Source organism: Halarchaeum grantii, from assembly GCF_014647455.2.
Taxonomy (GTDB): Archaea; Halobacteriota; Halobacteria; order Halobacteriales; family Halobacteriaceae; genus Halarchaeum; species Halarchaeum grantii.
Genome location: NZ_BMPF01000005.1, coordinates 79683 through 104567, shown reverse-complemented (window position 1 = coordinate 104567; position 24885 = coordinate 79683). Strand labels below are relative to the sequence as shown.

32 protein-coding genes are annotated in these 24885 nt (G+C 71.7%); 23 read left to right on the top strand and 9 right to left on the bottom strand.

Features of this window, described 5'->3' with window-relative positions; translation table 11 throughout:
• The first annotated feature begins 12 nt into the window (after positions 1-12).
• Together IEY12_RS13795 and IEY12_RS13790 are read left to right on the top strand one after the other, a co-directional pair.
• Positions 13-312: a CGCGG family putative rSAM-modified RiPP protein gene (locus IEY12_RS13795; protein WP_188884240.1), complete on the top strand. Its 300-nt coding sequence runs from the start codon at positions 13-15 to the stop codon at positions 310-312.
• Between the two features lie 85 nt (positions 313-397).
• Complete coding sequence (locus IEY12_RS13790) at positions 398-886, top strand: hypothetical protein (protein WP_188884239.1); 489 nt, start codon at positions 398-400, stop codon at positions 884-886.
• Positions 887-921: 35 nt separating this feature from the next.
• Here IEY12_RS13790 and IEY12_RS13785 read toward each other — a convergent pair whose 3' ends face one another.
• From IEY12_RS13785 to IEY12_RS13770, 4 genes are all read right to left on the bottom strand, one after another.
• A complete protein-coding gene (locus tag IEY12_RS13785; RefSeq protein WP_188884238.1) occupies positions 922-1458 on the bottom strand; it encodes a DUF7998 family protein in 537 nt (178 codons plus the stop codon).
• Positions 1451-1759, bottom strand: a complete 309-nt coding sequence (locus IEY12_RS13780; RefSeq protein WP_188884237.1) for a cupin domain-containing protein — start codon at positions 1757-1759, stop codon at positions 1451-1453. The genes IEY12_RS13785 and IEY12_RS13780 overlap by 8 nt, the downstream gene beginning before the upstream one ends.
• A gap of 63 nt (positions 1760-1822) precedes the next feature.
• Positions 1823-2245 (bottom strand): winged helix-turn-helix domain-containing protein, encoded by a 423-nt coding sequence (locus tag IEY12_RS13775; protein ID WP_188884305.1) that lies wholly within the window; start codon positions 2243-2245, stop codon positions 1823-1825.
• 2 nt (positions 2246-2247) lie between these two features.
• Complete coding sequence (locus IEY12_RS13770) at positions 2248-2520, bottom strand: DUF2249 domain-containing protein (RefSeq protein ID WP_188884236.1); 273 nt, start codon at positions 2518-2520, stop codon at positions 2248-2250.
• An 88-nt stretch (positions 2521-2608) separates the two neighbouring features.
• Here IEY12_RS13770 and IEY12_RS13765 point away from each other — a divergent pair, with 88 nt between their 5' ends.
• Positions 2609-3715 carry a TIGR04053 family radical SAM/SPASM domain-containing protein gene (locus IEY12_RS13765; RefSeq protein ID WP_188884235.1) on the top strand — a complete coding sequence of 369 codons (1107 nt, stop codon included), beginning with the start codon at positions 2609-2611 and terminating at the stop codon, positions 3713-3715.
• A complete protein-coding gene (locus IEY12_RS13760; protein WP_188884234.1) occupies positions 3712-4005 on the top strand; it encodes a hypothetical protein in 294 nt (97 codons plus the stop codon). The genes IEY12_RS13765 and IEY12_RS13760 overlap by 4 nt, the downstream gene beginning before the upstream one ends.
• 25 nt (positions 4006-4030) lie before the next feature.
• Here the strand turns inward: IEY12_RS13760 and IEY12_RS13755 are convergent, their stop codons facing one another.
• The gene (locus IEY12_RS13755; RefSeq protein WP_188884233.1) at positions 4031-5350 is read right to left on the bottom strand and encodes a hypothetical protein; all 1320 of its coding nucleotides are present in this window, start codon (positions 5348-5350) and stop codon (positions 4031-4033) included.
• An 89-nt stretch (positions 5351-5439) separates the two neighbouring features.
• Here IEY12_RS13755 and IEY12_RS13750 point away from each other — a divergent pair, with 89 nt between their 5' ends.
• The 3 genes from IEY12_RS13750 to IEY12_RS13740 all read left to right on the top strand — a co-directional run bounded on the left by IEY12_RS13750 (position 5440) and on the right by IEY12_RS13740 (position 7704).
• Entirely contained in the window at positions 5440-5622 is a 183-nt protein-coding gene (locus tag IEY12_RS13750) for a hypothetical protein (protein ID WP_188884232.1), read from the top strand.
• A gap of 61 nt (positions 5623-5683) precedes the next feature.
• A complete protein-coding gene (locus IEY12_RS13745) occupies positions 5684-6331 on the top strand; it encodes a helix-turn-helix domain-containing protein (protein WP_188884231.1) in 648 nt (215 codons plus the stop codon).
• Between the two features lie 68 nt (positions 6332-6399).
• Entirely contained in the window at positions 6400-7704 is a 1305-nt protein-coding gene (locus IEY12_RS13740; RefSeq protein ID WP_188884230.1) for an O-acetylhomoserine aminocarboxypropyltransferase/cysteine synthase family protein, read from the top strand.
• A 17-nt stretch (positions 7705-7721) separates the two neighbouring features.
• Here IEY12_RS13740 and IEY12_RS13735 read toward each other — a convergent pair whose 3' ends face one another.
• Positions 7722-8129 (bottom strand): SRPBCC family protein, encoded by a 408-nt coding sequence (locus IEY12_RS13735; protein WP_188884229.1) that lies wholly within the window; start codon positions 8127-8129, stop codon positions 7722-7724.
• A 193-nt stretch (positions 8130-8322) separates the two neighbouring features.
• Here IEY12_RS13735 and IEY12_RS13730 point away from each other — a divergent pair, with 193 nt between their 5' ends.
• Entirely contained in the window at positions 8323-8502 is a 180-nt protein-coding gene (locus IEY12_RS13730; RefSeq protein WP_188884228.1) for a hypothetical protein, read from the top strand.
• Positions 8503-8521: 19 nt separating this feature from the next.
• Here the strand turns inward: IEY12_RS13730 and IEY12_RS13725 are convergent, their stop codons facing one another.
• Positions 8522-9463 carry a hypothetical protein gene (locus IEY12_RS13725; RefSeq protein WP_188884227.1) on the bottom strand — a complete coding sequence of 314 codons (942 nt, stop codon included), beginning with the start codon at positions 9461-9463 and terminating at the stop codon, positions 8522-8524.
• 34 nt (positions 9464-9497) lie between these two features.
• Here IEY12_RS13725 and IEY12_RS13720 point away from each other — a divergent pair, with 34 nt between their 5' ends.
• From IEY12_RS13720 to IEY12_RS13705, 4 genes are all read left to right on the top strand, one after another.
• Entirely contained in the window at positions 9498-9707 is a 210-nt protein-coding gene (locus IEY12_RS13720) for a helix-turn-helix transcriptional regulator (RefSeq protein ID WP_188884304.1), read from the top strand.
• 144 nt (positions 9708-9851) lie between these two features.
• The gene (locus tag IEY12_RS13715) at positions 9852-10586 is read left to right on the top strand and encodes a type I 3-dehydroquinate dehydratase (protein WP_188884226.1); all 735 of its coding nucleotides are present in this window, start codon (positions 9852-9854) and stop codon (positions 10584-10586) included.
• Positions 10587-10685: 99 nt separating this feature from the next.
• Positions 10686-11213: an amino acid-binding protein gene (locus IEY12_RS13710; RefSeq protein ID WP_123079176.1), complete on the top strand. Its 528-nt coding sequence runs from the start codon at positions 10686-10688 to the stop codon at positions 11211-11213.
• A complete protein-coding gene (locus tag IEY12_RS13705; protein WP_188884225.1) occupies positions 11210-12172 on the top strand; it encodes a homoserine dehydrogenase in 963 nt (320 codons plus the stop codon). Before IEY12_RS13710 ends, IEY12_RS13705 begins: the two co-directional genes overlap by 4 nt.
• Positions 12173-12288: 116 nt before the next feature.
• Here IEY12_RS13705 and IEY12_RS13700 read toward each other — a convergent pair whose 3' ends face one another.
• Both IEY12_RS13700 and btuC read right to left on the bottom strand, forming a co-directional pair.
• Positions 12289-13554, bottom strand: a complete 1266-nt coding sequence (locus IEY12_RS13700; protein WP_188884224.1) for a heme ABC transporter ATP-binding protein — start codon at positions 13552-13554, stop codon at positions 12289-12291.
• On the bottom strand, positions 13551-14651 hold the full coding sequence (btuC, locus tag IEY12_RS13695; protein WP_188884223.1) for a vitamin B12 ABC transporter permease BtuC: 1101 nt from the start codon (positions 14649-14651) through the stop codon (positions 13551-13553). The genes IEY12_RS13700 and btuC overlap by 4 nt, the downstream gene beginning before the upstream one ends.
• Before the next feature lie 61 nt (positions 14652-14712).
• On the opposite strand from btuC, the gene IEY12_RS13690 reads away from it, so the two are divergent.
• The 11 genes from IEY12_RS13690 to IEY12_RS13640 are packed head-to-tail and all read left to right on the top strand — an operon-like array spanning position 14713 to position 24866.
• Positions 14713-15822 carry a PGF-CTERM-anchored ABC transporter substrate-binding protein gene (locus tag IEY12_RS13690; RefSeq protein ID WP_188884222.1) on the top strand — a complete coding sequence of 370 codons (1110 nt, stop codon included), beginning with the start codon at positions 14713-14715 and terminating at the stop codon, positions 15820-15822.
• Between the two features lie 6 nt (positions 15823-15828).
• The gene (locus tag IEY12_RS13685) at positions 15829-16455 is read left to right on the top strand and encodes an HAD family hydrolase (RefSeq protein WP_188884221.1); all 627 of its coding nucleotides are present in this window, start codon (positions 15829-15831) and stop codon (positions 16453-16455) included.
• Positions 16449-17348, top strand: a complete 900-nt coding sequence (cbiB, locus tag IEY12_RS13680) for an adenosylcobinamide-phosphate synthase CbiB (RefSeq protein WP_188884220.1) — start codon at positions 16449-16451, stop codon at positions 17346-17348. Before IEY12_RS13685 ends, cbiB begins: the two co-directional genes overlap by 7 nt.
• Positions 17339-18088 (top strand): adenosylcobinamide-GDP ribazoletransferase, encoded by a 750-nt coding sequence (gene cobS, locus IEY12_RS13675; RefSeq protein WP_188884219.1) that lies wholly within the window; start codon positions 17339-17341, stop codon positions 18086-18088. The genes cbiB and cobS overlap by 10 nt, the downstream gene beginning before the upstream one ends.
• A complete protein-coding gene (locus tag IEY12_RS13670) occupies positions 18088-18645 on the top strand; it encodes an NTP transferase domain-containing protein (RefSeq protein ID WP_123079164.1) in 558 nt (185 codons plus the stop codon). The genes cobS and IEY12_RS13670 overlap by 1 nt, the downstream gene beginning before the upstream one ends.
• Positions 18642-19655 carry a nicotinate-nucleotide--dimethylbenzimidazole phosphoribosyltransferase gene (locus IEY12_RS13665; protein ID WP_188884218.1) on the top strand — a complete coding sequence of 338 codons (1014 nt, stop codon included), beginning with the start codon at positions 18642-18644 and terminating at the stop codon, positions 19653-19655. Before IEY12_RS13670 ends, IEY12_RS13665 begins: the two co-directional genes overlap by 4 nt.
• The gene (gene cobD / locus IEY12_RS13660) at positions 19645-20652 is read left to right on the top strand and encodes a threonine-phosphate decarboxylase CobD (RefSeq protein ID WP_188884217.1); all 1008 of its coding nucleotides are present in this window, start codon (positions 19645-19647) and stop codon (positions 20650-20652) included. The genes IEY12_RS13665 and cobD overlap by 11 nt, the downstream gene beginning before the upstream one ends.
• Positions 20645-21343: an adenosylcobinamide amidohydrolase gene (locus IEY12_RS13655; protein WP_188884216.1), complete on the top strand. Its 699-nt coding sequence runs from the start codon at positions 20645-20647 to the stop codon at positions 21341-21343. Before cobD ends, IEY12_RS13655 begins: the two co-directional genes overlap by 8 nt.
• A complete protein-coding gene (locus IEY12_RS13650) occupies positions 21340-22668 on the top strand; it encodes a cobyrinic acid a,c-diamide synthase (protein ID WP_188884215.1) in 1329 nt (442 codons plus the stop codon). Before IEY12_RS13655 ends, IEY12_RS13650 begins: the two co-directional genes overlap by 4 nt.
• On the top strand, positions 22665-23378 hold the full coding sequence (locus tag IEY12_RS13645; protein ID WP_188884214.1) for a cob(I)yrinic acid a,c-diamide adenosyltransferase: 714 nt from the start codon (positions 22665-22667) through the stop codon (positions 23376-23378). Before IEY12_RS13650 ends, IEY12_RS13645 begins: the two co-directional genes overlap by 4 nt.
• A complete protein-coding gene (locus IEY12_RS13640) occupies positions 23379-24866 on the top strand; it encodes a cobyric acid synthase (RefSeq protein WP_188884213.1) in 1488 nt (495 codons plus the stop codon).
• The last annotated feature ends 19 nt before the right edge of the window (positions 24867-24885 follow it).

Genomic DNA, 24885 nt, shown 5'->3' with positions numbered 1-24885 from the left:
CCCACGACACGCATGAGCCACTCGCACGACGCCGAGGCCGTCACCGACGAGACGCATCGGAACTCGTGGTCGGCGAACCTCGAACACCCCGAGTACGAGTCGGACCGCGAGCGCCTCCTCGACGACGCCCGCGACGCCGTCCGGCAGACCGCCTCGGGCTACCACGTGAACCTCGTGACGCACGCCGAACAGGGCCACCCGGAGACGTACCTCTACGACGCGCTCGAGGAGGCGTTCGGCGACGCCGTCGACTACGAGTACGTCGAGCAGTGCGGCTGCGGCGGGCACGTCGTCCGCGTGCGCGTCGAGTAGGCGTACGTACTTCGACGGGCGAATGTATCGTTCCAGTACTCTGAGTCACATAAGACATTTACCATATTGAAGCACATGTTCCGATATGGCGCCCTCCACACGAACGGCCGATACCCGGACGCTTTCGGGAGTACTGGTCGGATTAACCATCCTGGGACTCGCTCTCTTAGTCGCGAACGTTCCCAGCTCTCCGCTTCGGAGTGGGAACCTCGAGCTATTCACGATCTTCGTGTTCCCGCTCGTGATCTCACTCGTCGCGTATGTCGGATTCGCGGAATTAGTCGTGTGGTGGGAAGTCGCCCTATTAGCCGTCTGGGGAGGGTTGAGTGTCGCTGTTACAGCCTTCGTCGGGTTTCTGGCGACGATGGGTGCGTCCGGTGGCTATCCGGGTGTCGTCGTCGAGCTCGTCCGAAACATCGCGATGTTCCTCGCGGTGACGCTCGGACTGGGTATCCCCTACGGCCTTGCCGGGAAGTACCGACGTGAGCACCCCCGACGGACCGTCGTCAGTGCCATACTTGCCTTCGTCGTCCTGTTCACCTTCTTCAACGCCGTCGCAGTTGTGACAACGTAGGAGCTATCCCCTGCTAACGCTCTCAACAGCGCGGCTCAGAACGGGAGTGAGTCGTCGCCCGCGCCCCCGTTCGGGTCCGGGGTCTCGGCGTCGGGGAGTTCGCCCGTCTCGACGTACGCGTCTTCGAGGGCGGCGAGGCGGTCGTTGACGGCGTCGGCGCGCTGGTGGCTGGGCGCGACGCGGACGCGCACGAGCTCGTAGTCGTGGCGCTCTTCGAGGCCGTTCCACGCGCGGAACGCGCCGACGGTGAGGGTGTCGCTCTGCGGGCAGAACTCGGTCGTCGGCGTGAACTCCGCGCGCAGGTCGTCGCCGTCCACGCCGTACCGGAACCCCGCGTCGGGGTGGCGCTGGTCGAGGTTGAGGCGCGCGAGGTTGTAGCCGAACGTCACGTCGTAGACGCCGCGCTCCTCGAAGCACTCGCGCGCCGTCTCGTGGACGGCGACGTGGTCGTCCCCGGTCAGCACCTCGGCGTCGTCGAGGAACGGCCCCGGGTCGGGGATGTTGGCGGGGACGAACGACCCCTGATCGTCGAAGGCCTCGTCGGCGCCCCCGCCGCCGAAGAAGCTACGCATCGTCGCCCTCCCGTGGCGCGAGGACCACGAGCGCGGTGCTGTCGTCGCGGGCGCGCGGTTCGATGCGGTGCTCGCCCGCGACGCGGAGGACGTCGCCGCCCCGGACGTCGTGGGGGTCCCCGTCGAGTTCGACGGTGAGGTGGCCCTCGAGGCCGACGAGCAGGACGTCCACGCCGGGGTGGTCGTGCTCGGGGAGCGACTCGCCGGCGTCGAGCGAGAGCCGGACGGTCCGGGGCGCGTCCGCGAAGACGGTGGCGTGCGGTTCCTCGGTCAGGTCGGCGAGCGTCTGGACGTCGGGCATACGTGAGCGAACGCACGCCGGACGGTTCACCGTCCCCCCGAACGTGTTCGCGTGCCGGGACGCTCAGGGGTCGGTGGGCGAGTGCGGTCCCACGGGGCGGTCGGTGACGGCCTGTTCGCGCACCTCGATGTCGACGCTGAACCCGTCCGCGTCGGCGCTGAGGCGCACGGCGTCGAACGCGCGGACGTAGCGCGTGACCTGCTGGTAGCCATCGTCGAGCGTCACGCGCTCGGTGACGAGGCCGGCGTCGCTCAGCCGGTCGAGCTTCCGGTAGGCGGTCGAGGAGGGGACGTCGCACTCCTCGCGGAGCTCGCGCGCCGTCTTCGCCTCCTCGAGCGCCGCGAGCATCGCGCGACAGTCCGCGTCGTCGAGCGCGGCCGTCACCTCGCGCGGCGACGGCTCGACCCCGCCGTCCCGGGATTCCGGGGGTGCGCGCTCCTCGGCCCGCGTCCGCTCCGGGTCGCGGCGCGCGTACGCGCCGTCCATCGTCACGGGCGCCAGACGACGGTCACGACGGCGTCGTCGGCCTCGACGGTCTCGTACGCCCAGCCGCGGTCGTCGAGCTTCGGGTAGAGGTGCTGGGGCGCGCGGTCGTTCACCTGCACGAGGACGCGCTCGTCGTCGAAGTCGGCGAGTCGCTCGAGCGTCTCCGTGAGCGGCTCGGGCGGCGGGAGTTCGCGGGCGTCGAGGCGTTCGCGCGGCCGGTCCGTGGGCACGTCGGTCTCGCTGACGGCGTCGTCGAGGGCGGTCGCGTCAACCATACCTGTGTGTATCGGCTCCGGGGAGCAAACCGTATCCCCGAACGTGTTCGGGACGGGCTACTCGGGTGCGGACGCCCACCCCACGAGTATGCGACCGAGCGACGTCGACACGAGCCAGCGGCCGTTCGTCTGCATCTGGGAGGTCACGCAGGCGTGCGCGCTCGCCTGCGAGCACTGTCGGGCGGACGCCCAGCCGGCGCGCCACCCGGACGAACTCACCACCGCCGAGGGGAAGGCGCTCCTCGACGACGCCCGCGCGTTCGGCGACGGCCAACTCGTCGTGCTCTCCGGTGGCGACCCGCTCGCCCGCGACGACACCGTCGACCTCGTCGAGTACGGCGTCGAGAACGGCCTCCGAATGACGATGACGCCGAGTGGCACCGAGTCGCTCACCCGCGAGCGGGTCGCCGACCTCGCGGACGCCGGCCTCCGGCGGATGGCGCTCAGCCTCGACGGCGCGAGCGCGGCGACCCACGACGCGTTTCGCGGCGAAGCGGGGAGCTTCGACTCCACCGTCGAGGCCGCGCGCGCCGCGCGCGACGCCGGCCTCCCGCTCCAGATCAACACCACCGTCTGCGCGCAGACGGTCGGGGACCTCCCCGCTATCCGCGACCTCGTCGCCGACCTCGGCGCGGTGCTCTGGTCGGTCTTCTTCCTCGTTCCCGTGGGCCGGGGGCGCGTCCTCGACCCGATCGACCCCGAGCGCGCCGAGGGCGTCATGGAGTGGCTCGTCGACGTCGCCGACGACGCACCGTTCGGCGTGAAGACGACCGAAGCCCCGCACTATCGGCGGGTCGCCCTCCAGCAGAAGCGCGCCGAGGGCGGCACCGCGTCGCCCGCCCGCGACGGCATCGGTCGGCGGACCGGCATCACGGCGGGCGACGGCTTCGCGTTCGTCAGCCACGTCGGCGACGTCTACCCGTCGGGCTTCCTCCCCGAGTCGGCGGGGAACGTCCGCGAGGAGTCGCTCGTCGACCTCTATCGGGACTCGGCGCTCTTCGAGTCGCTTCGCGACCCCGACGCCCTCACGGGGAAGTGCGGGGCCTGCGAGTTCCGCAACGTCTGCGGCGGCAGTCGCTCGCGCGCCTACGCGACGGCGGGCGACCCGCTCGCGAGCGACCCGCTCTGCGCGTACGAACCCGAGGGGTACGACGGCCCGATGCCGGACCAGTCGCCGGCGGAGGTGGAGCTATGAGCGAGGCGGCCTCACGCGACGGAAGCGACGCGGGAGCGACCGACGAGCGCGAGGCGACGCGCCGCGACATCGCTGAGCGCGCGGCGGCGATCCGGGACGCGCAACTCGAGCGGGCGCGCTCGCGTCTCGAGGCACGGGACGCGCTCACGGCGGAGCGGGCGCGCGTCCTCGACGAACTCGCGGACCGACTCGTCGAGGAACTGCTCGAGGCGCCCGAGCGCGCCGTCAGGGAAGCCGACGACCCCGCCGACGCCGAGCGGGTGCGCGCGCTGTTCGACGCCGAGGAATAAGTTCGAAAACGGAGCACTCGCGGTTTCACTCGCCCGCGAGCGACCCGAGACGGGCGCCCACGGCGGGCGCGACGGCGTGTCGCCAGACGACGAGCAGGAGGTTCGCGACGGCGAGCGCGACGCCGCCCGCGACGAGCGCGTCGCCCGCACGGCCGAGCGGTGCGGGGAGCGAGACGGCGGCATCGAGGACGAGCAGTCCCGTGCCGGCGAGGAGGAGCGCGAAATCGACGTTCGCGACGCGCGCGACGTAGAGGTCGTCGATGGTCGGCACGGCCTCGAAGCCGAGGCGGTCGCTGTAGCGGTGCACCCAGACGATGAACGGGACGACGTGGTAGAGGGTGCCGAGGACGACGAAGCCGACGACGCCGAGCACGAGCAGGGAGAACGACCCCGGCGCGCCGACGGCGGCGTCGTAGGCGAGCGGGCGGGCGAGCCAGACGGGGAGCGTCCACGCCGCCCACGCGCCCATCGCGACCGGGAGGACGGCGTATCGGCGGAGCATCGGCCCCCACGAGACGGTGGCGGCCGCGAGGCGGCGCGCGAGCACGACGGCGACGGCGAGCACGCCGCCGACGACGAGCAGGCCGCCGAGGCGGGCGAGCGGTGCGACTTCGACGAGGCGCCCCGCCGCGAGCAGGGCGACTCCGAGCGGGTAGACGGCCTCCTCGAGGCGCTGGAGGCGCCGGTCGAGCGCGTCGAGGTCCGATTGGGCGAACATCGGGACGAGCTGGTAGAGCGCGCCGAAGACGGTGCAGAGGACGGCGCCGAAGAGCGCGAGCGCGACGTGCGAACCCCGGAGTGCCACGCGGCTCACGGAGAGGAGGTCGGGGTGGGTGAAGCCGACGGCGAGCGAGACGCCGAGCGCGGAGACGGCGAGGAAGGACGCGAGCGCGTACGCGAAGTGGCGTTCGGTGACGTCGAACGGGCGGGCGCGGGCGAGCGTCCGAGCGATGTTGTAGACGAAGACCCAGAACCCGAGGAGCATCGCCGCCGCGAACGCGGGGAGGGGCGCGAACGCACCGGTGAGAAGCGCGGCGGCGAACCCCGTGAGGCCGCCCGCGAGCAGGGCGAGTTGGGCGCCGGCGAGCCGCGTCGAGTGGAGGCGGACGCCCGACCAGACGGGGACGAACTGCGTCATCGCGCCGGCGATGGTGAGACAGATCCAGCCGACGAGCACGAGGTGGACGTGCGCGAGGCCGGCGGCGGGCGCGAACAGCGCGTCACCGCGCGTCAGGCCGACGAGCACCGCGACGCAGAGCGCGCCGAGCGCGACGACGAAGTGGCCGAGCGGCAGCCGCATCGGCGGTTGGACGTCGGTGTCGACGTCGAGGTTCCCGGGGAGCATACCCGCGTCTTCGAGCGCCCGTCACCTACGCGCCGTCCCGAACGAGTTCGGGGAAACCCCTCTCCGCGCGGCGCGCCGAGTCGGCGTCGATGACCGCCACTGCCGCTCGCGTCCAGCGCGTCGCCCGCAACCGCCTCCCCGTCGCCGTCGGTATCGTCGTGTTCGCGGTCGCCTGCGCGCTCGCGGACCTCGACGCCGGCGCCGTCGCTGGCACCGTCGCGTTCTTCGCCGCGAAGACCGCCGAGAGCCTCACCATGGCTCGCGGGCCGTGAGCACTCCCAGCGCGCGGGAGCGAGCGCTAGCCACTTACGGTCCGCTCACGAACCGGGTGGTATGCCGCGCGCCGAACTCACCGTCACCGTTCCCGAGGGCATCTGGATCGGCGACGTCTCGCGTCGATTCGCGGCGGACACGTTCCGCGTGCTCACCGCGTTCGCGGACGAGGAGACGGGCGTCGGCCTCCTCGAACTCGACGACGGCACCGATTCGGACGCGATCCGCGACGCGATGACGGCGCACGAGACGATTCAGGACGTCACGACGCTCTACGACGGCGAGGAGGACGTGCTGTTGCAGTTCGAGACCGCCGACCCGGTGCTCTTGCTCCCGCTCCGGGAGTCCGGTGTCCCCCTCGAGTTCCCCTTCGAGATACGGGACGGCGCCGCGACGTGGACGCTGCGCGCGCCGAGCGAGCGCCTCGGTGCGCTCCGCGACCAGTTCAGCGCGTTCGGCATCGACTTCACGCTCGAACGCATCCGCGACGAGCAGTACGAGCGCGACGCCCCGCTCACGGAGCGCCAGCGCGACGTCCTCGCGACCGCGGTCGCCGTCGGCTACTACGAGACGCCGCGCGACGCGACGCTCACCGACGTCGCCGACGAACTCGGCATCGCGAAATCGACGTGCAGCGAGACCCTCCACCGCGCGGAAGCGACGGTCATCGCCGAGTTCGCGGAGCGCGCCGACCTGCTCGAGGACTGAGCGCGCGCCGATACCAGAAACGGGGAACGCACGATACGCTTTTACCGTCACCGTCGAATTGCCGAGGTATGGCAGACGATAACGCCGACCGAGAGCGGGGACTGGGAACCGAGAGCGTACACGCGGGCGCGAAACCCGACCCCGCGACCGGGGCGCGCGCGACGCCGATCTATCAGACGACGTCCTACGAGTTCGACGACGCCGAGGACGCCGCGGGGCAGTTCGCCCTTGAGAAGCCGGGGCACATCTACTCGCGACTGATGAACCCCACCGTCGACGTCCTTCAGGAGCGCCTCGCGGCGCTCGAGGGCGGCGTCGGCGCCGTCGCGACGTCCTCGGGGATGGCGGCGCTCAACCTCGCGACGTTCATCCTCGCGGAGGCCGGCGACAACGTCGTCTCCGCGTCCGCGCTCTACGGGGGCACCTACACCTACCTCACGCACACCGTCGAGCGCCGCGGCGTCACCACGAAGTTCGTGGACACGCTCGACGTCGAGGCCTATCGGGACGCCATCGACGAGGACACCGCGTTCGTCCTCCTCGAGTCCATCGGCAACCCCGCGCTCGTCACGCCGGACATCGCGGCCATCGCCGACGTCGCCCACGACCACGACGTCCCGCTCATCGTGGACAACACGTTCGCGACGCCGTACCTCTGCAACCCCATCGAGCACGGCGCGGACATCGTCTGGCACTCCACGACGAAGTGGCTCCACGGCGCGGGCACGACGGTCGGCGGCGCGCTCGTCGACGCCGGGAGCTTCGACTGGGCGGCGCACTCGGAGACGTATCCCGAGGTCGGCGCGGACAATCCCGCGTATCACGGCGTGAACTTCGCGGAGCGCTTCGGCGACGCCGCGTTCACGTACGCCGCCATCGCGCGCGGCCTCCGCGACCTCGGGAACCAGCAGTCGCCGTTCGACGCGTGGCAGACCCTCCAAGGCGTCCAGACCTTACCGTTGAGAATGGAGCGCCACTGCGAGAACGCCGAAGTCGTCGCCGACTACCTCAGCGACCACGAGGAGGTCGCGTGGGTGAACTACCCCGGGCTCGCGGACCACGAGACCCACGAGACGGCGAGCGAATACCTGGAGGGCGGGTACGGCGGCATGATCACGTTCGGGCTGAAGGCGGGCTACGACGCCGCGCGCGCGACCGTCGAGAACGCCGACCTCGCGTCGCTGCTCGCGAACGTCGGCGACGCGAAGACGCTCATCATCCACCCCGCGAGCACCACCCACCAGCAACTCACCGAGGCCGAACAGGACGCGGCGGGCGTCACCCCCGATATGGTCCGGCTCTCCGTCGGCATCGAGGACCCCGAGGACATCCTCGCCGACCTCGAACGCGCCATCGAGGAGGCGACCGCCTGAGGCGCCGACTCAGCGATTCAGAGGTCTTCGAGGGAGTCGAACTGCGCGTTCAGTTCCTTGCGGCGCTGGCGTTTCACGACCGTCCCGTCGAAGACCGGGCCGACGAGTTTCGCGGCGAGCGCGTACTCCGTCGTCGCCTCGACGCGCGTCCCGTCCGCCGTCTCCTCGACCGTGTAGACGGTCTCCATCTCTCGGAAGATGCCGTCGCGTTGGCGGTAGGCGAGCGCGGCGTCCGCGCGGTCCTCGACGACGAGATCGAGTTCGATCTCGAAGAGCCCGACCTGATTGACGAGCCGGAAGCCGTCGCCCTCGACGTGCACCTCGTCGAAGCCGGCGGCCAGCATAAACGACTCGACGTCCGAGATGGCGTCGCGGACGCGCTCGGGCGACGCCTCGACCTCGCGGGTGACGGTCACGGTCTCCATACCCGGGGGTTTCGGTGGCTCCGCAAAGAGCGCATCGGGTGTCGGCGCGCTCGTCGTGCGCGATGCCCGCGCTCGGCGCCGTGCGTGACCCCCGACGTGCAGATTCGGGCGGTGTTCGGCCGGCGAGCGGGGTGTGACGCAGTGGTCGCCCTAGCGCAAACCACTATTGCGGCGGCGGCCGATTGACCGACCAGTGATACGGGCGGTTTCGGAGTGGCTGGTCGTGGCGGTCGTGCTCGTCGCCGCGACTCTCGCCATCAACACGCTCTTTCCGCGAATCCGTGGCCACCTCGCGATGGGGGTCGCCGCCGCTCTGGTGGCGCTCTCGTGGTACGCGGTTCGGCGCTACTGCGGCGACGTCGACGGTGCGTAAGGCGCCGAATGGAGCGCCATTAGTGTTCGTCCCGCTGGATGTAGAGGGCGTAGCGGTAGAAGTCGCCGTCGTACCAGAGGAGGCGACGGTTCACCGACTCGTCGACGCCTGCGAGGTCGAGTTCCGCGAGGAGCGTGTCGAATGACTCGGAGAGCGGGGCCGACTCGCTGTACTCCCCGCGGTCGATTGCCCGCACGAGACGGTCACGGGCTTCGGGCGGGAGGGCGGACGGGGCGAGGTCGACGTCGATTCGGGCGCCGAAGACGACCTCGCGGAACGCGGCGCGTGACTCCGCGACTTCGATGGCGAGCGCCGTGTAGGCGGTCTCGACGACGGGTTCCCGGGTCACGTGGAGTCGGTACGCCCAGGTGTCCGAGTCGGTCATCGTCACGACGCGGCCGTCGAGGTCGCCGGTCGCGAGGCGACTCCGGCGTTCGGCCGGCCGCCGAAGGACATACGCGCTCCCGTGGAGGAGGTCCGTCATGCTCTCCCCACCGGACTGCGTGTGGCTGTGCAGGATCTTGACGACGCGTGCGCTCGGCCGGTCGAGTGAGTCGAGGCGGACCGGGTCCGCCGGCACGTCGTCGCTCGGGACGCGCTCGGCGCGGACGAGCGTGCGCTCCATGCGCTCGCGGCCCGTGACGGTGTTCGACAGCTGGTAGTAGCGGCTCTCGTGGGTGACGTAGCCGCCGTCCGGGAGCGGTGTGTAGCCGTACGTCGTGTGCCGCCCGTCCGGCAGAACCGCCTCGAGGGCGGTCCGAGCGGGGTCGCCGAAGAGCGGGCTCTCGTCGAGCTCGTAGAGTGCGTACTCGACGGGCGAGGCGTCGATCGAGTCGACGTGAAGTGCGTACGTCTCGGTCGACGACTCCGAGTCGAGCCCGCTCAGGGACGAACAGCCGGCGAGCGCTGCGAGCGTCGAGACGCCTGCGGTCCGGAGGACGCGACGGCGTTGGAGGGCCATACGTTCGACAATCGCTGCCGGCACTTGATTCTACATCCCGAAACGACGACGAGCGGCGGAGTTGAGTCAGGGCGACCTCGCCGACGCCGTCAGCGTGACCCGCCAGACGATCAACGCCATCGAGCGAGAGCGATACGACCCCTCCCTGGAACTCGCGTTCAAACTCGCGGCCTATTTCGACTGCTCGATAGCGGACATCTTCGACCCGGGTCAGCTCTCCGACGTGACCGAGAAGACGACCTAATCCGCTCACGCGCGGGCCGGTCACCGGCGCGACGTCCCTCACACAGTACCCCGGTTGCGGCCCCCGAGCGGCGACGCAGCACGTCTGTGCACCTCTTTCCGGATTCTGGGAAGGTTTATACCTGCGGGGGTGCTACGGCGTGCCATGAAACTGGATGGGTTCGCTCTCGCTGCAACAACGAACGATCTGGGCCGAGAGGTCGACGCGCGCGGCGTCGCCGACGTGGTCGAGTTCCGGATGGACAGCGCCGAGGACCCGATCGGCCAGCTCTCCGACTACGACGGCGACCTCCCGATCATCGCGACGAACCGCACGAAGTGGTTCGGTGGCGAGGCGAACGACACGGGCCGCCTCGACCGACTCTCGGCGGCCTCCCGGTTCGACGCCGTCGAGCTCGTCGACATCGAGTTGGAGACGGCCCGTGGGATGGGCTGGATCCTCGATGAGTTCCGGCAGAACGACGTCGACATCATCATCTCCCACCACGACTTCGACGACACGCCCGAGCAGGACGTTCTCGACGCCATCATCGAGCAGTGCGCGCAGTACGGTGACGTCGCGAAGGTCGCGACGTACCCCCAGAACCACGACGACGTGCTCCGTCTCCTGAAGGCGATCAACACGGCCTCGAACGACGGGATCGACGTCGCGGGAATCGCGATGGGTGGGCTGGGGAGCCACAGCCGCGTCGTCGGCCCGCTCTACGGCTCGGCGCTCGGGTACGCCCCGCTCGCGGAGGACACGAGCGAGTACGCCCCCGGCCAGATCCCGGTGCGGAAGCTCGCCGCGCTCATCGAAGCGCTCCAAGTCGCGAGCGAGGACGTCACGGAGATGGACTCGCTGGCGGCGAAACTCGCCGAACAACAGACGCACGCCTAAGCCCTAGTCGGCGCCGTCCTGCGGACACCGAGACTCTTAAGCCCGGCCCTACTTATGAGTGCACAATGAGTGACTGCCTCTTGCACAGGGTGAGCGTCGATGAGTGAGACCCACGAGCCGAACACGTACACGATCCGACTCGAGTTAGTCGACGAACCCGGTGAACTCCTCCGCGCGCTCCGACCCATCGGCGAGAAGGGCGGGAACCTCCTCTCTATCTTCCACGAGCGCGGCGACAAGACCCCGCGCGGCCACATCCCCGTCGAGGTCGACCTCGAAGCCACGCCCGAGCGCTACGAGGCGATCGTCGACGAACTCCGCTCCGAGGGAATCAACGTCATTCAGGCCGGCACGGAGCGCTACAGCGAATCTCTCACCGTCCTCCTCTCCGGGGACTTGGTCGACACCGGGCTCTCGGATACGCTCACGCGGATCCGCGAGAACACGAACATCACCATCTCCGACTTCGAACTCTCCGCACCGCAGGGGTCGAGCGACATCTCCAGCGGCCGCCTCCGCCTCGGAATCGAGGAGGGGGAGACGGAGCGCACGCTCTCGGTGCTCCGTGAGATCGCGGACGAGAAGGACCTCCAAGTCATCGAGCCGCTCTACGAGGGTGGCGTATGAGGCTCGCGATCATCGGCACCGGCGCGGTCGGTGCGTCGGTCGCGGAGCTGGCCGGCGAGTACGGTCACACCGTCACTGCGCTGGCGGATTCGCGCAGCGCGGTCACCGATGACTCCGGAATCGACGTCGAGGCCGCGCTCGCCCGCAAGCGCGAGGACGGGCGCGTCGGGAGCGGTGACCCGGCGGACGCGCTCGACGCGGCGTACGACTGCCTCGTGGAGGCGACGCCGACGACGCTCGGCGACGCGCAACCCGGGTACGACCACGTTCGCGCCGCCTTCGAGCGCGACCGGGACGTCGTACTCGCGAACAAGGGCCCGGTCGCCGAACGCTACGCGGACGTCCGGGAACTGGAGCGCGAGAGCGAGGGGCGCCTCCGCTTCGAGGCGACGGTCGGCGGTGCGATGCCGGTCCTCTCGACGATCGAGGACTGTGGTCCGGCGCACGTGACCGGCATCCGGGGCGTGCTGAACGGGACGGCGAACTTCGTGCTCTCGCGGATGGCCGTCGAAGGCCTCGGCTACGAGCACGTGCTCGCGGAGGCCCAGGACCTCGGGGTCGCGGAAGCCGACCCGTCCTTCGACGTCGAGGGGACGGACGCGGCGCTCAAGTGCGTCATCGTCGCGAACGTGCTCGCGCAGGGCGAGCGCGAGTACACGCTCGCGGACGCGGACGTGGAGGGCATCGCCGACATCCCGACGAGCGCGCTCCGGTTGGCCAGCGAGGACGGCCGGACGGTGCGCCTCATCGGCGAAGTCGTGGACGGGTCGGTGCGCGTCGGCCCCCGCATCGTCCCGAGCACTTCCTCGCTCGCAGTCTCGGGCACCGAGAACATCGTCCAGATCGAGACGGCGAACGCCGGCCGACTGAACGTCTCGGGGCGCGGTGCCGGTGGCCCGGAGACCGCCTCTGCCGTGCTCGCTGACGTCCGTCGCCTCGAGTCGGGAACCCGCGACTGACCCGATACTCGGCCCGTCTAGAACCGACCGACCACGCTCGCTGTGCTCGTGCGTCCGCCGTTCGCTCTCGCGGTATCGTTTTCTCCCCGGTAATCCCTCGAATCGGTCCCATCCCGTCAGTCGTCGGCCATCGGGCGCCGCTGGTTGGGTGTCGGGCCGTCGAGGGCGTCCGCGACCGCGTCGAGCGCGTTCTCCGGAGTGACGACGCGCCCGCGAGCGCGGAGGCGCTCGTAGCTCTCACGGGCGTCGTCGGTGATTCGTTCGTCGGGTGGGCGGCCCTCGACGACGACGAGTGCGTCCGCGCGGGCGGCGGCGTCGAGGGTCCGGCGGTTCCCGTCGCTGACGTCGACGTCGGTGACGACCGTGACGTCCGCCTCGGAAACGCGGGCCGCGACTCGCTCGGCGGTCGCGGCGTCCACTGCGGTGTACGGCGGGACGGTGACGGCCGGGACGTCGAGCGCGCGCGCTGTCTCGTGGTCGGCGTCGCCCTCGGGAAGCGCGCCGATGCTGACGTCGTAGCCGGCGACGGTGAGCGCGTAGAGGAGTCGGCCGGCGCTGCCGCCGCCGCCGACGACGTGCACGCGGCCCTCGGCGTCGCCCGCGTCGGGTAGCGCGGTGACGGTGGGCGTCCCGGTGACGGTGTCACCGGTGACGGCGGCGTTCGCGTCGAAGGACTCGGCGAGCTGCGGGGCGGTGAGCACCTCCTCGGGGGGGCCGTATCCGAGGACGCCCCCGTCGGAGAGGAGGAGGAGGTCGTCGCAGTAGCGCGCCGCGAGGTCGAGGTCGTGGATGGCGGCGACGGCGGTCTTGCCGCCCTCGACGAGTTCGCGGACGAGTTCGAGCGTGTGTATCTGGTGGTCGATGTCGAGGCTCGCGGTCGGTTCGTCGAGGAGGAGGACGGGCGTCTCCTGGGCGAGCGCACGCGCGAGGAGGACGCGCTGGCGCTCCCCGCCGCTCACGGAGTCGATGGAGCGCTTGGCGAACTGCGTGACCGACGTGCGCTCCATGGCGGTGTCGACGGCGCGGCGGTCGGCGTCGTCGGTCTCTTTGAACATCGAATGATACGGCATCCGCCCCATCGCGACGACGTCCCGGACGGTGAAGTCGAAGGCGACGGTGGTGTTCTGGGGGACGACGGCGACGCGGCGGCCGACGTCGCGTGCGGACGCGCGCTGGACGTCGAGGTCGGCGACGCGAACGCGGCCGGCGGTCGGCGCGAGCGTCCCGGCGAGCGTGCGGAGGAGCGTGGTCTTCCCCGCGCCGTTCGGCCCGATGAGGCCGACGAACCGCCCGCGCTCGACGGTCGCGTCGACGCCGTCGATGACGGTGAGGTCGCCACGGTCGACGCGCAGGTCCTCGACGTCGATTCGGGCGTCCGTCATAGCTCCGCCACCTCGCGCTGTCGGAGGAGGTAGAGGAAGAAGGGCGCGCCGACGAAGGCGGTGACGATGCCGACGGGGAGCTGGGCGGGCCCGGAGCGCGCGACGGTGTCGGCGGCGACGAGGAAGGACGCGCCGGCGAGCGCGCTCGTCGGGAGGAGGATGCGGTGGTCGGGGCCGACGAGCAAGCGCATGACGTGCGGGACGACGAGGCCGACGAAGCCGATGACGCCGGAGACCGCGACGGCGATGGCTGTGACGAGGGCGGAGACGGCGAGGAGGACGCGTTTCGTGCGCTCGACTTCGATGCCGAGCGTCTTCGCGTCGTGCTCGCCGAGGAGGAGGACGTTGAGGTGGCGGCGATAGCCGAGGAGGACACCGAAGAGGAGCGGGAGTGTGAGCGCGGTGGCGGTGACGTCGCCCCAGCTCGCGTTCTGGAGATGGCCCATCAGCCAGTACATCGCGGCGCGGAGCTCGTTCCCGCTCTGGACGAGCATGTACGAGATGACGGCGCCGAGGAAGGTCTCGACGGCGACGCCGGCGAGGAGGAGGGTGGTGACGGGCGTGCGCCCGCCGCGCGTGCCGAGGGCGTAAATACCGAACGCGGCGAGGAGGCCGCCGAGGAACGCGGCGCCGTGGATGCCGAGGCCGAAGGGGAAGCTGACGCCGACGGTGATGACGGTGACGGCGCCGACGGCGGCGCCGGAGGAGACGCCGATGATGGAGGGGTCGGCCATCGGGTTCCGGAAGAAGCCCTGCATGACGGTGCCGGCGAGGGCGAGCGCGAAGCCGACGAGCGACGCGAGGACGATCCTCGGGAGGCGGATCGTCATGACGATGATGCGGCTCGTCTCCGGCGTCTGGAAGTCGAAGAGGTGGGTGGTGCCGACTGATACGGTCGGGAGGACGACGCCCGTCGTCCCGAGGGCGCCGGTGTGGACCGAGAGCGATGTCGGGACGACGAGGGCGTTGAGGCAGACGCGTGCGACCGTGAGCGCGGGGATGGCGACGGTCCCGATGCCGGCGCTCACGAGCACCGTCACGACGAGGAGCGCCGTGAGAGCGAGCGTCCAGCTACCGATTTTGAGCCCCGGTCGCATCGGAACTAAACTCTACTTTCGATAGCTAAATATTTATTGTAATATCGTCTTGGGTGGGACGATGCGACACCGACTCTCAGCTATCCTCGCGGTCTTCCTGCTTCTCTCAGCGGGGGCCGCACCCGCAGCAGCGGCGACTGGGACCACGCACGCCCAGTCGAACGCCAGCCAGATCGACTCGCCGACGTGTAGCTTCCCGGTCACCGTCACCGACGCGACCGGCGAGAACGTGACCGTCACCGAGACGCCCGAACGCGTCGTCACACTCAGCCCGAGCGCCGCGCAGACGATGTGGGAGATCGGCGCGCGCGACCAGGTCGTCGGCGTCACGCAGTACGCGCACTACCTCGACGGCGCGAGCAACCGGACGAACGTCTCCGGCACCGGCGACGCCTACATCGACCGCGAGACGGTCGTCTCCCTCGAACCCGACCTCGTCCTCGCCCCGGACACCATCTCGAGCGAGACGGTCGCGAAGCTCCGCGCGGCGAACCTGACCGTCTACCACTACCCGTCCGCCGACTCCATCGCGACCATCAAGGAGCAGACGCACGTGACCGGCGCGCTCGTCGGCGCGTGTGACGGCGCGAACGAAACGGTCACCGAGATGGAGTCGAAACTCGACACCGTCCGCACCGCCGTCGACGGCGAGGAGCGCCCGCGCGCCATCTACACCTTCTTCGGGTACACGGCCGGCAACAACACCTTCATCGACACGATCATCGAGACCGCCGGCGGAACGAACGTCGCCGCCGAGGCCGGCATCGACGGCTACGCACAGATAAACGAGGAGACCATCGTCGAGCGGAACCCGGAGTGGATCATCCGGAACAGCCAGGACCCGACCGTCCCGGAAACCGCCGCGTACAACAGCACTGACGCGGTGAAGAACGGGAACGTCATCGTCCTCAACTACAACTACCTGAACCAGCCCGCGCCGCGTGTCGTCCAGCCGATTACGGCGCTCGCGCAGGCGATGCACCCCGAGGCGTTCGCCGCCGCGAACGCCACCACGACCACGGACGAACCGAGCGCGACGACCACGCAGGCGAACGCCACCACCACGAGCGCAGCGGAGACGACGAGCGGTGGATCGCCCGGGTTCGGCGTCATCGCGGCGCTCGTCGGCGCTCTCGCCGCGCTCGCGACGGCGACCCGCCGCCTCGACTGATAGCGAATGCACGTCTCGTTCGACCTCTTCGGCACGCTCGTCGACGCCGCTCGCCCCGAGGACCCGGCCGCCGCCGTCGCCGACGAGCTCGCCGCACGCGGCGTTCGCGTGCCGGAGTCGTGGGACGAGGCGTACCGCGAACCCCACGTCTCGCTCGACGCGGGACGCGAGTATCCGCTCCCGGAGCACGTGCTCGCCGTGCTCGACAGTCGCGGCGTCACGCCCCCCCGCGACGTCGTCGAGGCGGCGGTCACGGACGCGTTCGACGGCGACGTGGCGACGCGGCCGGGCGCGTGTGCCGCAGTCGAGGCGGCCGCCACCGCCGGCCGGGTCGGCGTGCTCTCGAACTGTAGCGTCCCCGGTCTCGTTGAGCGCGCGCTCGCCGCGTCCGACCTCCCCGAGGACCGATTCGACGCGGTCGTCGCGAGCGTCGACTGCGGCTGGCGCAAGCCCGACCGACGCGCCTTTCGCGCGGTCGCCGACGCGCTCGCCACCGACGTCTCGGCGCTCGTCCACGTCGGCGACGACCCGGCGACCGACGGCGGCCTCAACGCGCTCGGCGGCACCGCCGTCCTCCTCGCCGACACGCCGCTCTCGGCGTTCCCCGACCGACTGGAGGACGCGTCGTGGTGAGCGCGCTCGCGGCGCTCGCGCTCGCGGTCGCCCTCGACGCGCTCGTCGCCGAGCCGCCGCGACGTGTCCACCCGGTTGCGCTCTACGGCCGCGTCGTCGATGCGCTCGACCGCGAGTGGCCGCGACCGCGCGTCGTCGGCGCGCTCGTCGCGCTCGGCCTCCCGTTGGTCGCCGCCGCATTCGCCGCCGCGAGCGTCGTCGGCGCGCTCCGCGTTCACCCGGTCCTCGGGGTCGCCGTCGCCGGCCTCTGGCTGTTCTCGGCGACGAGCCGCCGGATGCTCGTCGACCTCGCGGGCGACGTGGTCGCCCGCATCGACGCGGCGGACGACGCACCGCCGTCGGGCATTCGCGGGCTCGTCGGGCGCGACACGACCGCCCTCGACGACGGCGAACTCCGGAGCGCCGCCGTGGAGAGCGCCGCCGAGAACCTCGCGGACGGCCTCGTCGCGCCGCTCCTCGCGTTCGCCGTCGGCGCACAGCTCACGCTCGCGCTCGGCGTCGCGGCCGCCGTCTGGGTGAAGGCCGTGAACACGCACGACTCCGTCCTCGGCTACCCGTCGAAGCCCCACGGAACCGCGAGCGCGCGACTCGACGACCTCGTCATGTGGGTTCCGGCGCGCGTCAGCGCGGTGTTCGTCGCGCTCGCCGCAGTCGACGGTCGCGCGCTCCCGCGAGCGCAAACGTGGGCGCACGCCCCGCCGTCGCCGAACTCCGGGTGGCCGATGGCGGCGCTCGCCGCCGCGCTCGACGTCCGCCTCGAGAAACCCGGCGTCTACACGCTCAACCCGGACGCCCCCCTCCCGACGACCGCCGACGCGGAGCGCGCCGTCCGCATCGTGAACCGAGCGGGCGTGCTCGCCGTCGGCGCCACCGGGGTGGTCGCGTGGCTCTGAGCGCCGTCCGTGGCGCGCTCGGCTTCCTCACGCGCCTCCCGGTCGGCCACCGAGAGCGGGACTGGGACGCCTTCCGCGCGTCGCCGGCAGCCTTCCCGCTCGCCGCCTACCCCATCGGCCTCGTCCTCACAGTGCCCTTCCTCCTCGGTCTCGACGCCGACCTGACCGGGTTCGGCTACCTGCTCGGCATCTACGCCGTCACGGGCGTCGCGCACGCCGACGCCGTCGCCGACCTCGGGGACGCCGCCGCCGTCCACGGCGACGCCACGCCCGAGCGCCGCCGCGACGTTCTCAAAGACTCCGCCGTCGGCGTCGGCGCGGTGCTCGCGCTCGCGCTCGTCCTCCTCGGCACGTGGGTCGCCGCCGCGAGGCTCGCCACGCTTCCGCTCCGTGCCGCCGCGCTCGCCCTCGCCGTCGAAGTCGGCGCGAAACTCGCGATGGCGACCGTCGCCTGCCTCGGCGACGCGACCCACGACGGGCTCGGGGCGGCCGTCAGCGACTCCCTCTCCGCGCGCTCGCTCGTGCTCCCCCTCCTCGTCGCGCTCCCGGCCGCGCTCGTGACGTACCCGAACCCGGCCGCCGCCACCGCCCTCGGCGCGGCCCTGCTCGCCGCGCTCGGTGTGCTCGCGTGGTCGCGGCGGCGCCTCGGCGGCATCAACGGCGACGTCATCGGCGCGTCGAACGAACTCGCGCGCCTCGCCGCGCTCCTCGTGGGGGTGATCGCGTGGACGCACTGGTGATGTGCGGCGGCCGCGGCACCCGCCTCGAGACGGAGGCGGAGAAACCGCTCTTCCCCGTCGCGGGCCGGCCGATGGTCGACCGCGTGCTGGACGCGCTCGCAGCGAGCCGCATCGACTCGGTCACGGCGGCGGTCACCCCCGCGACCCCCGAGACCGCCGCACACCTCGACGCGCGCGGCCTCGACACCGTCGAGACGCCCGGTGCGGGCTACGTGAGCGACCTCGACGTCGCGCTCGATGCCGTCGAGACCCCGGCTCTCACCGTCGCTGCCGACCTCCCGCTCCTCGACGGCGCCGCCGTGAACCGCGTCCTCGCCCACGCCGCCGCCGGCTCTGTGACCGACGCCGTGCAGGTCTGCGTTCCGGCCGAACTGAAACGTCAACTCGGCGCGAGCGCCGACACGACCTACGAGCGCGACGGCCGCGAAGTCGCTCCGGCGGGCGTCAACGTCGTCGCCGACACCGACACCGAAACCATGTTCCTCAGTTACGACGTACGCTACGCAGTCAACGTGAACCACCTCGACGACGCCGTCCTCGCGGAGGCGTTGCTGTGACCGTCCTGCTCGTCGCCGGCACGACGGAGACGGCGACCATCGACGGCATCAGCGCCGCCGGCGCGAGCCCCGACCTGATGGCGCAGACGCCGGCTGCGGACGCCGAGCTCGTCGCCTACGGCCGCCCGGTCTTCGCGCCGTTCGTCCCCGTCAGCCCGGACGGCTGTCCGACGCCGGCGCTCGTGACGCGCGCTGTCCGCGAACTCGTCGGCTTCGACGTCGTCGCGCTCGACGCGGGGCTGGCCGCGCGCACCGCCGCGCCCGCCGTCCGCCTCGGGAGCGAACCCGGCCGCGACGTCCGCGACCCCGAGCCGGTGGCGAACGCGGCCGCCCTGTTCGACGCCGCCGCCGAGTACGCTCGCGGCCACCCCGACGAGAGCCTCGTCGTCGGCGAAACCATACCCGGAGGGACGACGACGGCGCTCGGCGTCCTCCGCGCGCTCGGCGAGCAGTACGGCGTCTCCTCCTCGCTCCCCACGAACCCAATCGCCCTCAAGCGCGACGTCGTCGCGGACGCCCTCGATGCGAGCGGCCTCGAACCCGGCGCCCTCTCCGGCGATCCGGTTGCCGCCGTCAGGCGGATGGGCGACCCGACGCTCGCCACCATCGCCGGCCTCGTCGAGGGCGCGCTCGACGCGGGCAAGACCGTCACCGTCGCGGGCGGGACGCAGATGCTCGCCGCCGCGACGCTCGTCCGCCATCGCGGCATCGACGACCCGTTCGCGCTCGCCACCACCTCGTTCGTCGCCGACGACGACGGCGTCGACCTCCGCGCGGCCGCCGACGACCTCGGCGTCGACCTCCGCGTCACCGACCCCGGCTTCGAGCACACCGACCACGCCGCCACCGAACACTACCTCGCGGGCGTCGCGAAGGAGGGCGCGGGCATGGGCGGCGCGCTCGCCCTCGCCGACGACGCCGGCGTGTCGATGGCGGCCGTCCGCGACCGACTCGTCGAGCGCTACGACGAACTGGTGGGCGACGAACGGGGTGACGCGGATGGAGCCTGACGCCGTTCGCCGCGTCGGGCGCGAGCCCCACGGGAGTAGCGACGACCCCGATGTCGTGGACTTCAGCGCGAACACGAACCCCCGGGTGCCCTCGGGCGTCCGCGACGTCTACGCGGACGCGCTCGACGCCGCCCGAACCTACCCCGTCGAGCCGCCGCGCGCGTATCGCGAGGCCGCCGCCGACTACGTCGACTGCGCGCCCGGCGACGTCGTCGCGACGCCCGGCGGCCTCGCCGCCATCCGCCTCGCCGTCGAGGTGTCCGTCACGGCGGGCGACGACGTGCTCGTGCCCGCGCCGAGCTTCGCCGAGTACGCCCGTGAGGTCCGCTTGCAGGGCGCGAATCCGGTCTTCGTCCCGCACGACGAGGTGCTGGACGCCGATCCCGACGAGTACGCGCTCGCCGTCGTCTGCAACCCGAACAACCCGACCGGCGAGTGTTACGACGCTGACGCCCTCCGCGCGTTCGCGGACGCCTGTGCAGACGCGGGGACGACGCTCCTCGTGGACGAGGCTTTCCTCGGGTTCACCGACCAGCCCTCGCTCGCCGGCCGCGACGGCGTCGTCGTCGCGCGCTCGCTCACCAAGCTCTTCGGCCTCCCGGGGCTTCGCGCCGGGTTCGCCGCCGCGACCGGCGACCGATACGAGCGACTCGCCGCCGCGCGCCGCACGTGGAACGTCGGCGCGCCCGCGCTCGCCGTCGGCGAACACTGCATGCGGGACGAGGCGTTCGTCGCCGACACCCGGCGGCGCGTCCGCGAGGAGCGCGCGCGACTCCGCGATGCGCTCGCCGAGCGCTTCGCGGTCGCACCGTCGGACGCGCCGTTCCTCCTCCTCGACGTCGGCGACCGCGGGGTCGAGGAGGTCGTCACGAGGGCGCGCGAACGCGGCGTCGCGGTGCGGGACGCGACGACGTTCCGCGGACTCGACTCGCACGTCCGCGTCGCCGTCCGCACGCGCGAGGAGAACGACCGACTGCTGGAGGCCCTCGATGTTTGACGCTACCGTCCGCGAGGGCGTCCTCCGCGTCGCCGCGTCGGGCGCGCGCTGGCTCTCGACCGGCTGGGACGGCGGCTACGTCGACGCCGACGCCGCCTACAACGTCTCCGTGCCCGAGGGCTGGTCCCGAACGGACCTCAGCGCGTACGCGGCCGAGCGCCGGGACGACGCGGGGTTCGGGACGGCGGGGCCGACGCTCCTCACCGGCGTCGCGATGTCGCACGCTCGCGGCGCGCGAAGCGAGCGCGTGACGGCGTACGCGACCGCCGGCGTGTCGAACCCCGCCGCCCTTCCGATGGACGGCGAGCGCGATACTGAGGAACCCGAGACGCAGGAGCCGAGCGTCGGCACGGTGAACGTCGTGCTCGGGACGGCGCGCGCGCTCGACGACGCCGCGCTCGCGACGCTCCTCTCGGTCGCCGTGGAGGCGAAGACCGCGACGCTGCTCGCCGAGACCGGCTTCCCGGGGACGACGACGGACGCGGTCGTCGCGGGCGCGAACCCGAGCGGTGAGCCGGCGACGTTCGCGGGAAGCGGGACCGAGGTGGGGGCGGCGGCGCGGGCGTGCGTCCGCGACGCCGTCCGGGCGAGCCTCCGCTCGCGCTACCCCGAGGGTGACTTCCCGGCGGCCGTCGCCGACGCCGACCACGGCGTCGTCACGACCCGGTCCGCCGAGGTGTTCCGCGTATGAAGGGCGTCGTCCTCGCGGGCACGGCGTCGGGCGTCGGGAAGACCGTGGCGACGCTCGCGGTCTGTCGTGCGCTCGAGCGCGCCGGCCACACGGTGCAGGCCGCGAAGGCCGGCCCGGACTTCATCGACCCGAGCCACCACGAAGCCGTCACCGGTCGGCCCTCCCGAACGCTCGACCCGTGGCTCGAAGGCCGGACGGGGATGCGACGGAACTACTACCGCGCAGAAGACGCTACAGCGACCGATTCGGGCGGCACCCCGGACGTCTGCGTCGTTGAGGGCATGATGGGGCTCTACGACGGGTCCGTGGCGAGCACCGCCGACGTCGCGGCGGCGCTCGACCTGCCCGTCGTCCTCGTCGTGGACGCGAGCGCGGGGATGCAGAGCGTCGCCGCGAGCGCGCTCGGCTTTCGTGAGTACGCCGCGCACGCCGACGCCGACGTCGACGTCGTCGGCGTGCTCGCACAGCGCGCGCACGGCGGCCGGCACGCCGACGGCATCCGCGACGCCCTCCCCGAGTCGCTCACGTACTACGGTCGGGTGCCGCCGCGCGACGACCTCGAGATCCCCGAGCGCCACCTCGGCCTCGAACGCGGGACGGAGTCGCCGCTCGGGGACGAAGCGCTCGACGCGGCCGCCGAGCCGATCCGCACACAGCGCCTCCTCGACGCCGCGCGCGCGCCGACGCGTCCCGACCCCGAACCAGCGAGCACGCGCCGCGAGCGCACCGTCGCCGTCGCGCGAGACGCCGCCTTCTGCTTCGCGTACCCCGCCGTGCTGGAGCGCCTCCGCGAGCGCGCGCACGTCGCGACGTTCTCGCCGCTCGCCGGCGACGCCCTCCCGGACTGCGATGCCGTCTACCTCCCCGGTGGCTACCCCGAACGCCACGCCGCCGACCTCGCCGACGCGCCCGCACTCGACGACCTCGCCCGGCGCGCGAGCGACGGCCTCCCCGTCCTCGGGGAGTGCGGCGGCCTCATGGCGCTCTGTGAATCGCTCACCACCACGGACGGCGACACCTACGACATGGCGGGCGTCCTCCCCGCCGACGTGCGGATGCACGAGCGCTATCAGGCGCTCGACCACGTCGCGCTCCGCGCCCGCGACGACGGCCTGACGGCGGCCGGTGGGGAGACACAGCACGGCCACGAGTTCCACTACTCCTCGCTCTCGCCGGACGCCGACGCGCGGTTCGCTTTCGACGTCGTTCGCGGCACCGGCATCGACGACGACCACGACGGACTCACCGAGCACGAGACCGTCGGCACGTACTGCCACCGCCACGCCGCGAGCGGTGCGTTCGACCGACTCACCGATTCCCTATGACCGACCACACCGACACCACCGACGACACGGACCGCACAGAAGCGACGGACGACCAGCTCGCCCAGACCCCCGGGAAGGGGCGGAACCCGACGCCGACCCGCATCGAGGCGGCCGAGCCCGAGGAGTTCGGGCTCGTGCAGGCCTGGTGGGGCGACGGGAAGGGGAAGACGACGGCCGCGATGGGGATGGGCTTTCGCGCCGCCGGCCACGGCTACCGCGTCCACATGCTCCAGTTCATGAAGGGCGGCGCGTCCAGCGTCGAGGACACCCGCGGCGAGTACAACGCCATCGACCAGTTCCCCGGCTTCTCCTACGAGAACACCGGCCACTACGGCTGGCACGGCCGTCTCGATGGATCGGACGACGACGAGCACACCGCGAAAGCGCGTGCGGGCCTCGAGCGCGCACGCGAACTCATCGAAGCCGCCACGGGGGTCGAGGGGGCGCTCACACTCGACGCGCCCGCCGACGACGGCGTCCACATGCTCATCCTCGACGAAGCCCTCTACGCCGTCGACCAGGGGCTCCTCGAGGAGTCCGATATTCTGGGGCTCGTCGAATCGAAGCCCGACGACCTCGAACTCGTGCTCACCGGGAGCCACACGAAGCCCGACTACCTCTACGAGCACGCCGACCTCGTGACGCAGGTGGCGAAGGAGAAACACCCCATCGACGCGGGCCAGCGCGCGCGAAAGGGCACCGAGTATTAGATGACGAAGACGCTGCTGGTCGCGGGGACGGCGAGCCACGTCGGGAAGAGCACCGTCGCCGCGGGCCTCTGTCGCCTCCTCGCCGAGCGCGGCGTTGCCGTCGCGCCCTACAAGGCCCAGAACATGAGCAACAACGCGCGCGTCGTCGCGACGCCAGACGGCGACCCCGGCGAAATCGGCGTCTCCCAGTACACGCAGGCGCGCGCCGCCGGCATCACGCCGACGACCGACGTCAATCCCGTCCTCCTGAAGCCGCGCGGCGACGCCGAGAGCCAACTCGTCGTCCAGGGCGAGGCCGTCGGCCACTACGACGCCGGCAGCTACTACGATGAGCACTGGCAGACCGCGCGCGACGCCGCCGTCGAGTCCTACGAGCGCCTCGCCCGCGAGCACGACGTCGTCGTCGCCGAGGGCGCGGGCAGTATCGCCGAAATCAACCTCCACGACCGCGACCTCGCCAACGTCGAAACGGCGGTGTTCGCCGACGCCGACATCCTCCTCCTCGTCGACATCGAGCGCGGCGGCGCGTTCGCCAGCCTCTACGGCACCCTCGAGTTGCTCCCTGAGGCCGTCCGCGAGCGCGTCGTCGGCGCCGCCATCACGAAGTTCCGCGGCGACCCCGCGCTCCTCGAGGCCGGCATCGACGAGATCGAGTCCCGAACCGGCGTCCCCATCCTCGGCGTCCTCCCTTACGACGACCCCGGCCTCCCCGCCGAGGACTCCGTCTCCCTCCCCTCCAGTGGGGACACACGCACCGTCGGCGGCGACGACGGCGTCCCGTCCGACCGGGCAGTGACGGTCGCCGTCCCCCACCTCCCCCACATCTCGAACTTCACCGACCTCGAACCGCTCGCCGCCGAACCCGGCGTTCGCGTCCGATACGTCCCCCTCGACGGCTCGCTCGTCGACGCCGACGCCGTCGTCGTCCCCGGCACGAAGAACACCGTCGACGACCTGCTCGCGCTCCGCGACGCCGGCTTCGACGACGCCCTCGCGGGATTCGACGGCCCCATCGTCGGCCTCTGCGGCGGCTACCAACTGCTCGGCGAACGCATCCTCGACGCCGGCATCGAGAGCGTCGACGCCCACGACACCGTCCCCGGTCTCGGCTATCTCCCCGTCGAAACGCGGTTCCGCGAGGACAAACACCTCGAGCGAGTCACCGTGACCGTCGACGGCGTCGCCCCGATCAGCGGCGCGAGCGGCACCGCCACCGGCTACGAGATCCACATGGGTCGAACGACCCCCGTTCGCGACGTCGCCCGCCCGCTCGGCGACCGGAGCGCCGCGACCGGCGGCGTCCTCGGCACCTACCTCCACGGGCTCTTCGAGAACCGGGCCGTCCGCCGAGCGTTCCGCGACGACGTCTACGCCCACGCCGACACCCGGCCCCCCGACTCGTCCGCCGACCCCGAGATGCCGTTCGACCGCGCCGCGACCCTCGTCGCCGAGAACCTCGACCTCACGCGACTCGACCTCCCCGCGTGAGGCCGCACACTCTCTCCGT

Bases quoted from the DNA above. Each gene is read 5' to 3' on its own strand.
- IEY12_RS13775 (WP_188884305.1), bottom strand. From the start codon at position 2,245: ATGGACGGCGCGTACGCGCGCCGCGACCCGGAGCGGACGCGGGCCGAG.
- IEY12_RS13700 (WP_188884224.1), bottom strand. From the start codon at position 13,554: ATGACGGACGCCCGAATCGACGTCGAGGACCTGCGCGTCGACCGTGGC.
- IEY12_RS13745 (WP_188884231.1), top strand. From the start codon at position 5,684: ATGCCGCGCGCCGAACTCACCGTCACCGTTCCCGAGGGCATCTGGATC.
- IEY12_RS13765 (WP_188884235.1), top strand. From the start codon at position 2,609: ATGCGACCGAGCGACGTCGACACGAGCCAGCGGCCGTTCGTCTGCATC.
- IEY12_RS13645 (WP_188884214.1), top strand. From the start codon at position 22,665: ATGACCGACCACACCGACACCACCGACGACACGGACCGCACAGAAGCG.
- IEY12_RS13785 (WP_188884238.1), bottom strand. From the start codon at position 1,458: ATGCGTAGCTTCTTCGGCGGCGGGGGCGCCGACGAGGCCTTCGACGAT.
- IEY12_RS13705 (WP_188884225.1), top strand. From the start codon at position 11,210: ATGAGGCTCGCGATCATCGGCACCGGCGCGGTCGGTGCGTCGGTCGCG.
- IEY12_RS13760 (WP_188884234.1), top strand. From the start codon at position 3,712: ATGAGCGAGGCGGCCTCACGCGACGGAAGCGACGCGGGAGCGACCGAC.
- IEY12_RS13790 (WP_188884239.1), top strand. From the start codon at position 398: ATGGCGCCCTCCACACGAACGGCCGATACCCGGACGCTTTCGGGAGTA.
- IEY12_RS13795 (WP_188884240.1), top strand. From the start codon at position 13: ATGAGCCACTCGCACGACGCCGAGGCCGTCACCGACGAGACGCATCGG.
- IEY12_RS13735 (WP_188884229.1), bottom strand. From the start codon at position 8,129: ATGGAGACCGTGACCGTCACCCGCGAGGTCGAGGCGTCGCCCGAGCGC.
- cobD (WP_188884217.1), top strand. From the start codon at position 19,645: ATGGAGCCTGACGCCGTTCGCCGCGTCGGGCGCGAGCCCCACGGGAGT.
- IEY12_RS13780 (WP_188884237.1), bottom strand. From the start codon at position 1,759: ATGCCCGACGTCCAGACGCTCGCCGACCTGACCGAGGAACCGCACGCC.
- IEY12_RS13755 (WP_188884233.1), bottom strand. From the start codon at position 5,350: ATGCTCCCCGGGAACCTCGACGTCGACACCGACGTCCAACCGCCGATG.
- IEY12_RS13715 (WP_188884226.1), top strand. From the start codon at position 9,852: ATGAAACTGGATGGGTTCGCTCTCGCTGCAACAACGAACGATCTGGGC.
- IEY12_RS13725 (WP_188884227.1), bottom strand. From the start codon at position 9,463: ATGGCCCTCCAACGCCGTCGCGTCCTCCGGACCGCAGGCGTCTCGACG.
- IEY12_RS13670 (WP_123079164.1), top strand. From the start codon at position 18,088: ATGTGCGGCGGCCGCGGCACCCGCCTCGAGACGGAGGCGGAGAAACCG.
- IEY12_RS13690 (WP_188884222.1), top strand. From the start codon at position 14,713: ATGCGACACCGACTCTCAGCTATCCTCGCGGTCTTCCTGCTTCTCTCA.
- IEY12_RS13655 (WP_188884216.1), top strand. From the start codon at position 20,645: ATGTTTGACGCTACCGTCCGCGAGGGCGTCCTCCGCGTCGCCGCGTCG.
- IEY12_RS13740 (WP_188884230.1), top strand. From the start codon at position 6,400: ATGGCAGACGATAACGCCGACCGAGAGCGGGGACTGGGAACCGAGAGC.
- IEY12_RS13750 (WP_188884232.1), top strand. From the start codon at position 5,440: ATGACCGCCACTGCCGCTCGCGTCCAGCGCGTCGCCCGCAACCGCCTC.
- IEY12_RS13685 (WP_188884221.1), top strand. From the start codon at position 15,829: ATGCACGTCTCGTTCGACCTCTTCGGCACGCTCGTCGACGCCGCTCGC.
- IEY12_RS13770 (WP_188884236.1), bottom strand. From the start codon at position 2,520: ATGGTTGACGCGACCGCCCTCGACGACGCCGTCAGCGAGACCGACGTG.
- IEY12_RS13650 (WP_188884215.1), top strand. From the start codon at position 21,340: ATGAAGGGCGTCGTCCTCGCGGGCACGGCGTCGGGCGTCGGGAAGACC.
- IEY12_RS13640 (WP_188884213.1), top strand. From the start codon at position 23,379: ATGACGAAGACGCTGCTGGTCGCGGGGACGGCGAGCCACGTCGGGAAG.
- btuC (WP_188884223.1), bottom strand. From the start codon at position 14,651: ATGCGACCGGGGCTCAAAATCGGTAGCTGGACGCTCGCTCTCACGGCG.
- IEY12_RS13710 (WP_123079176.1), top strand. From the start codon at position 10,686: ATGAGTGAGACCCACGAGCCGAACACGTACACGATCCGACTCGAGTTA.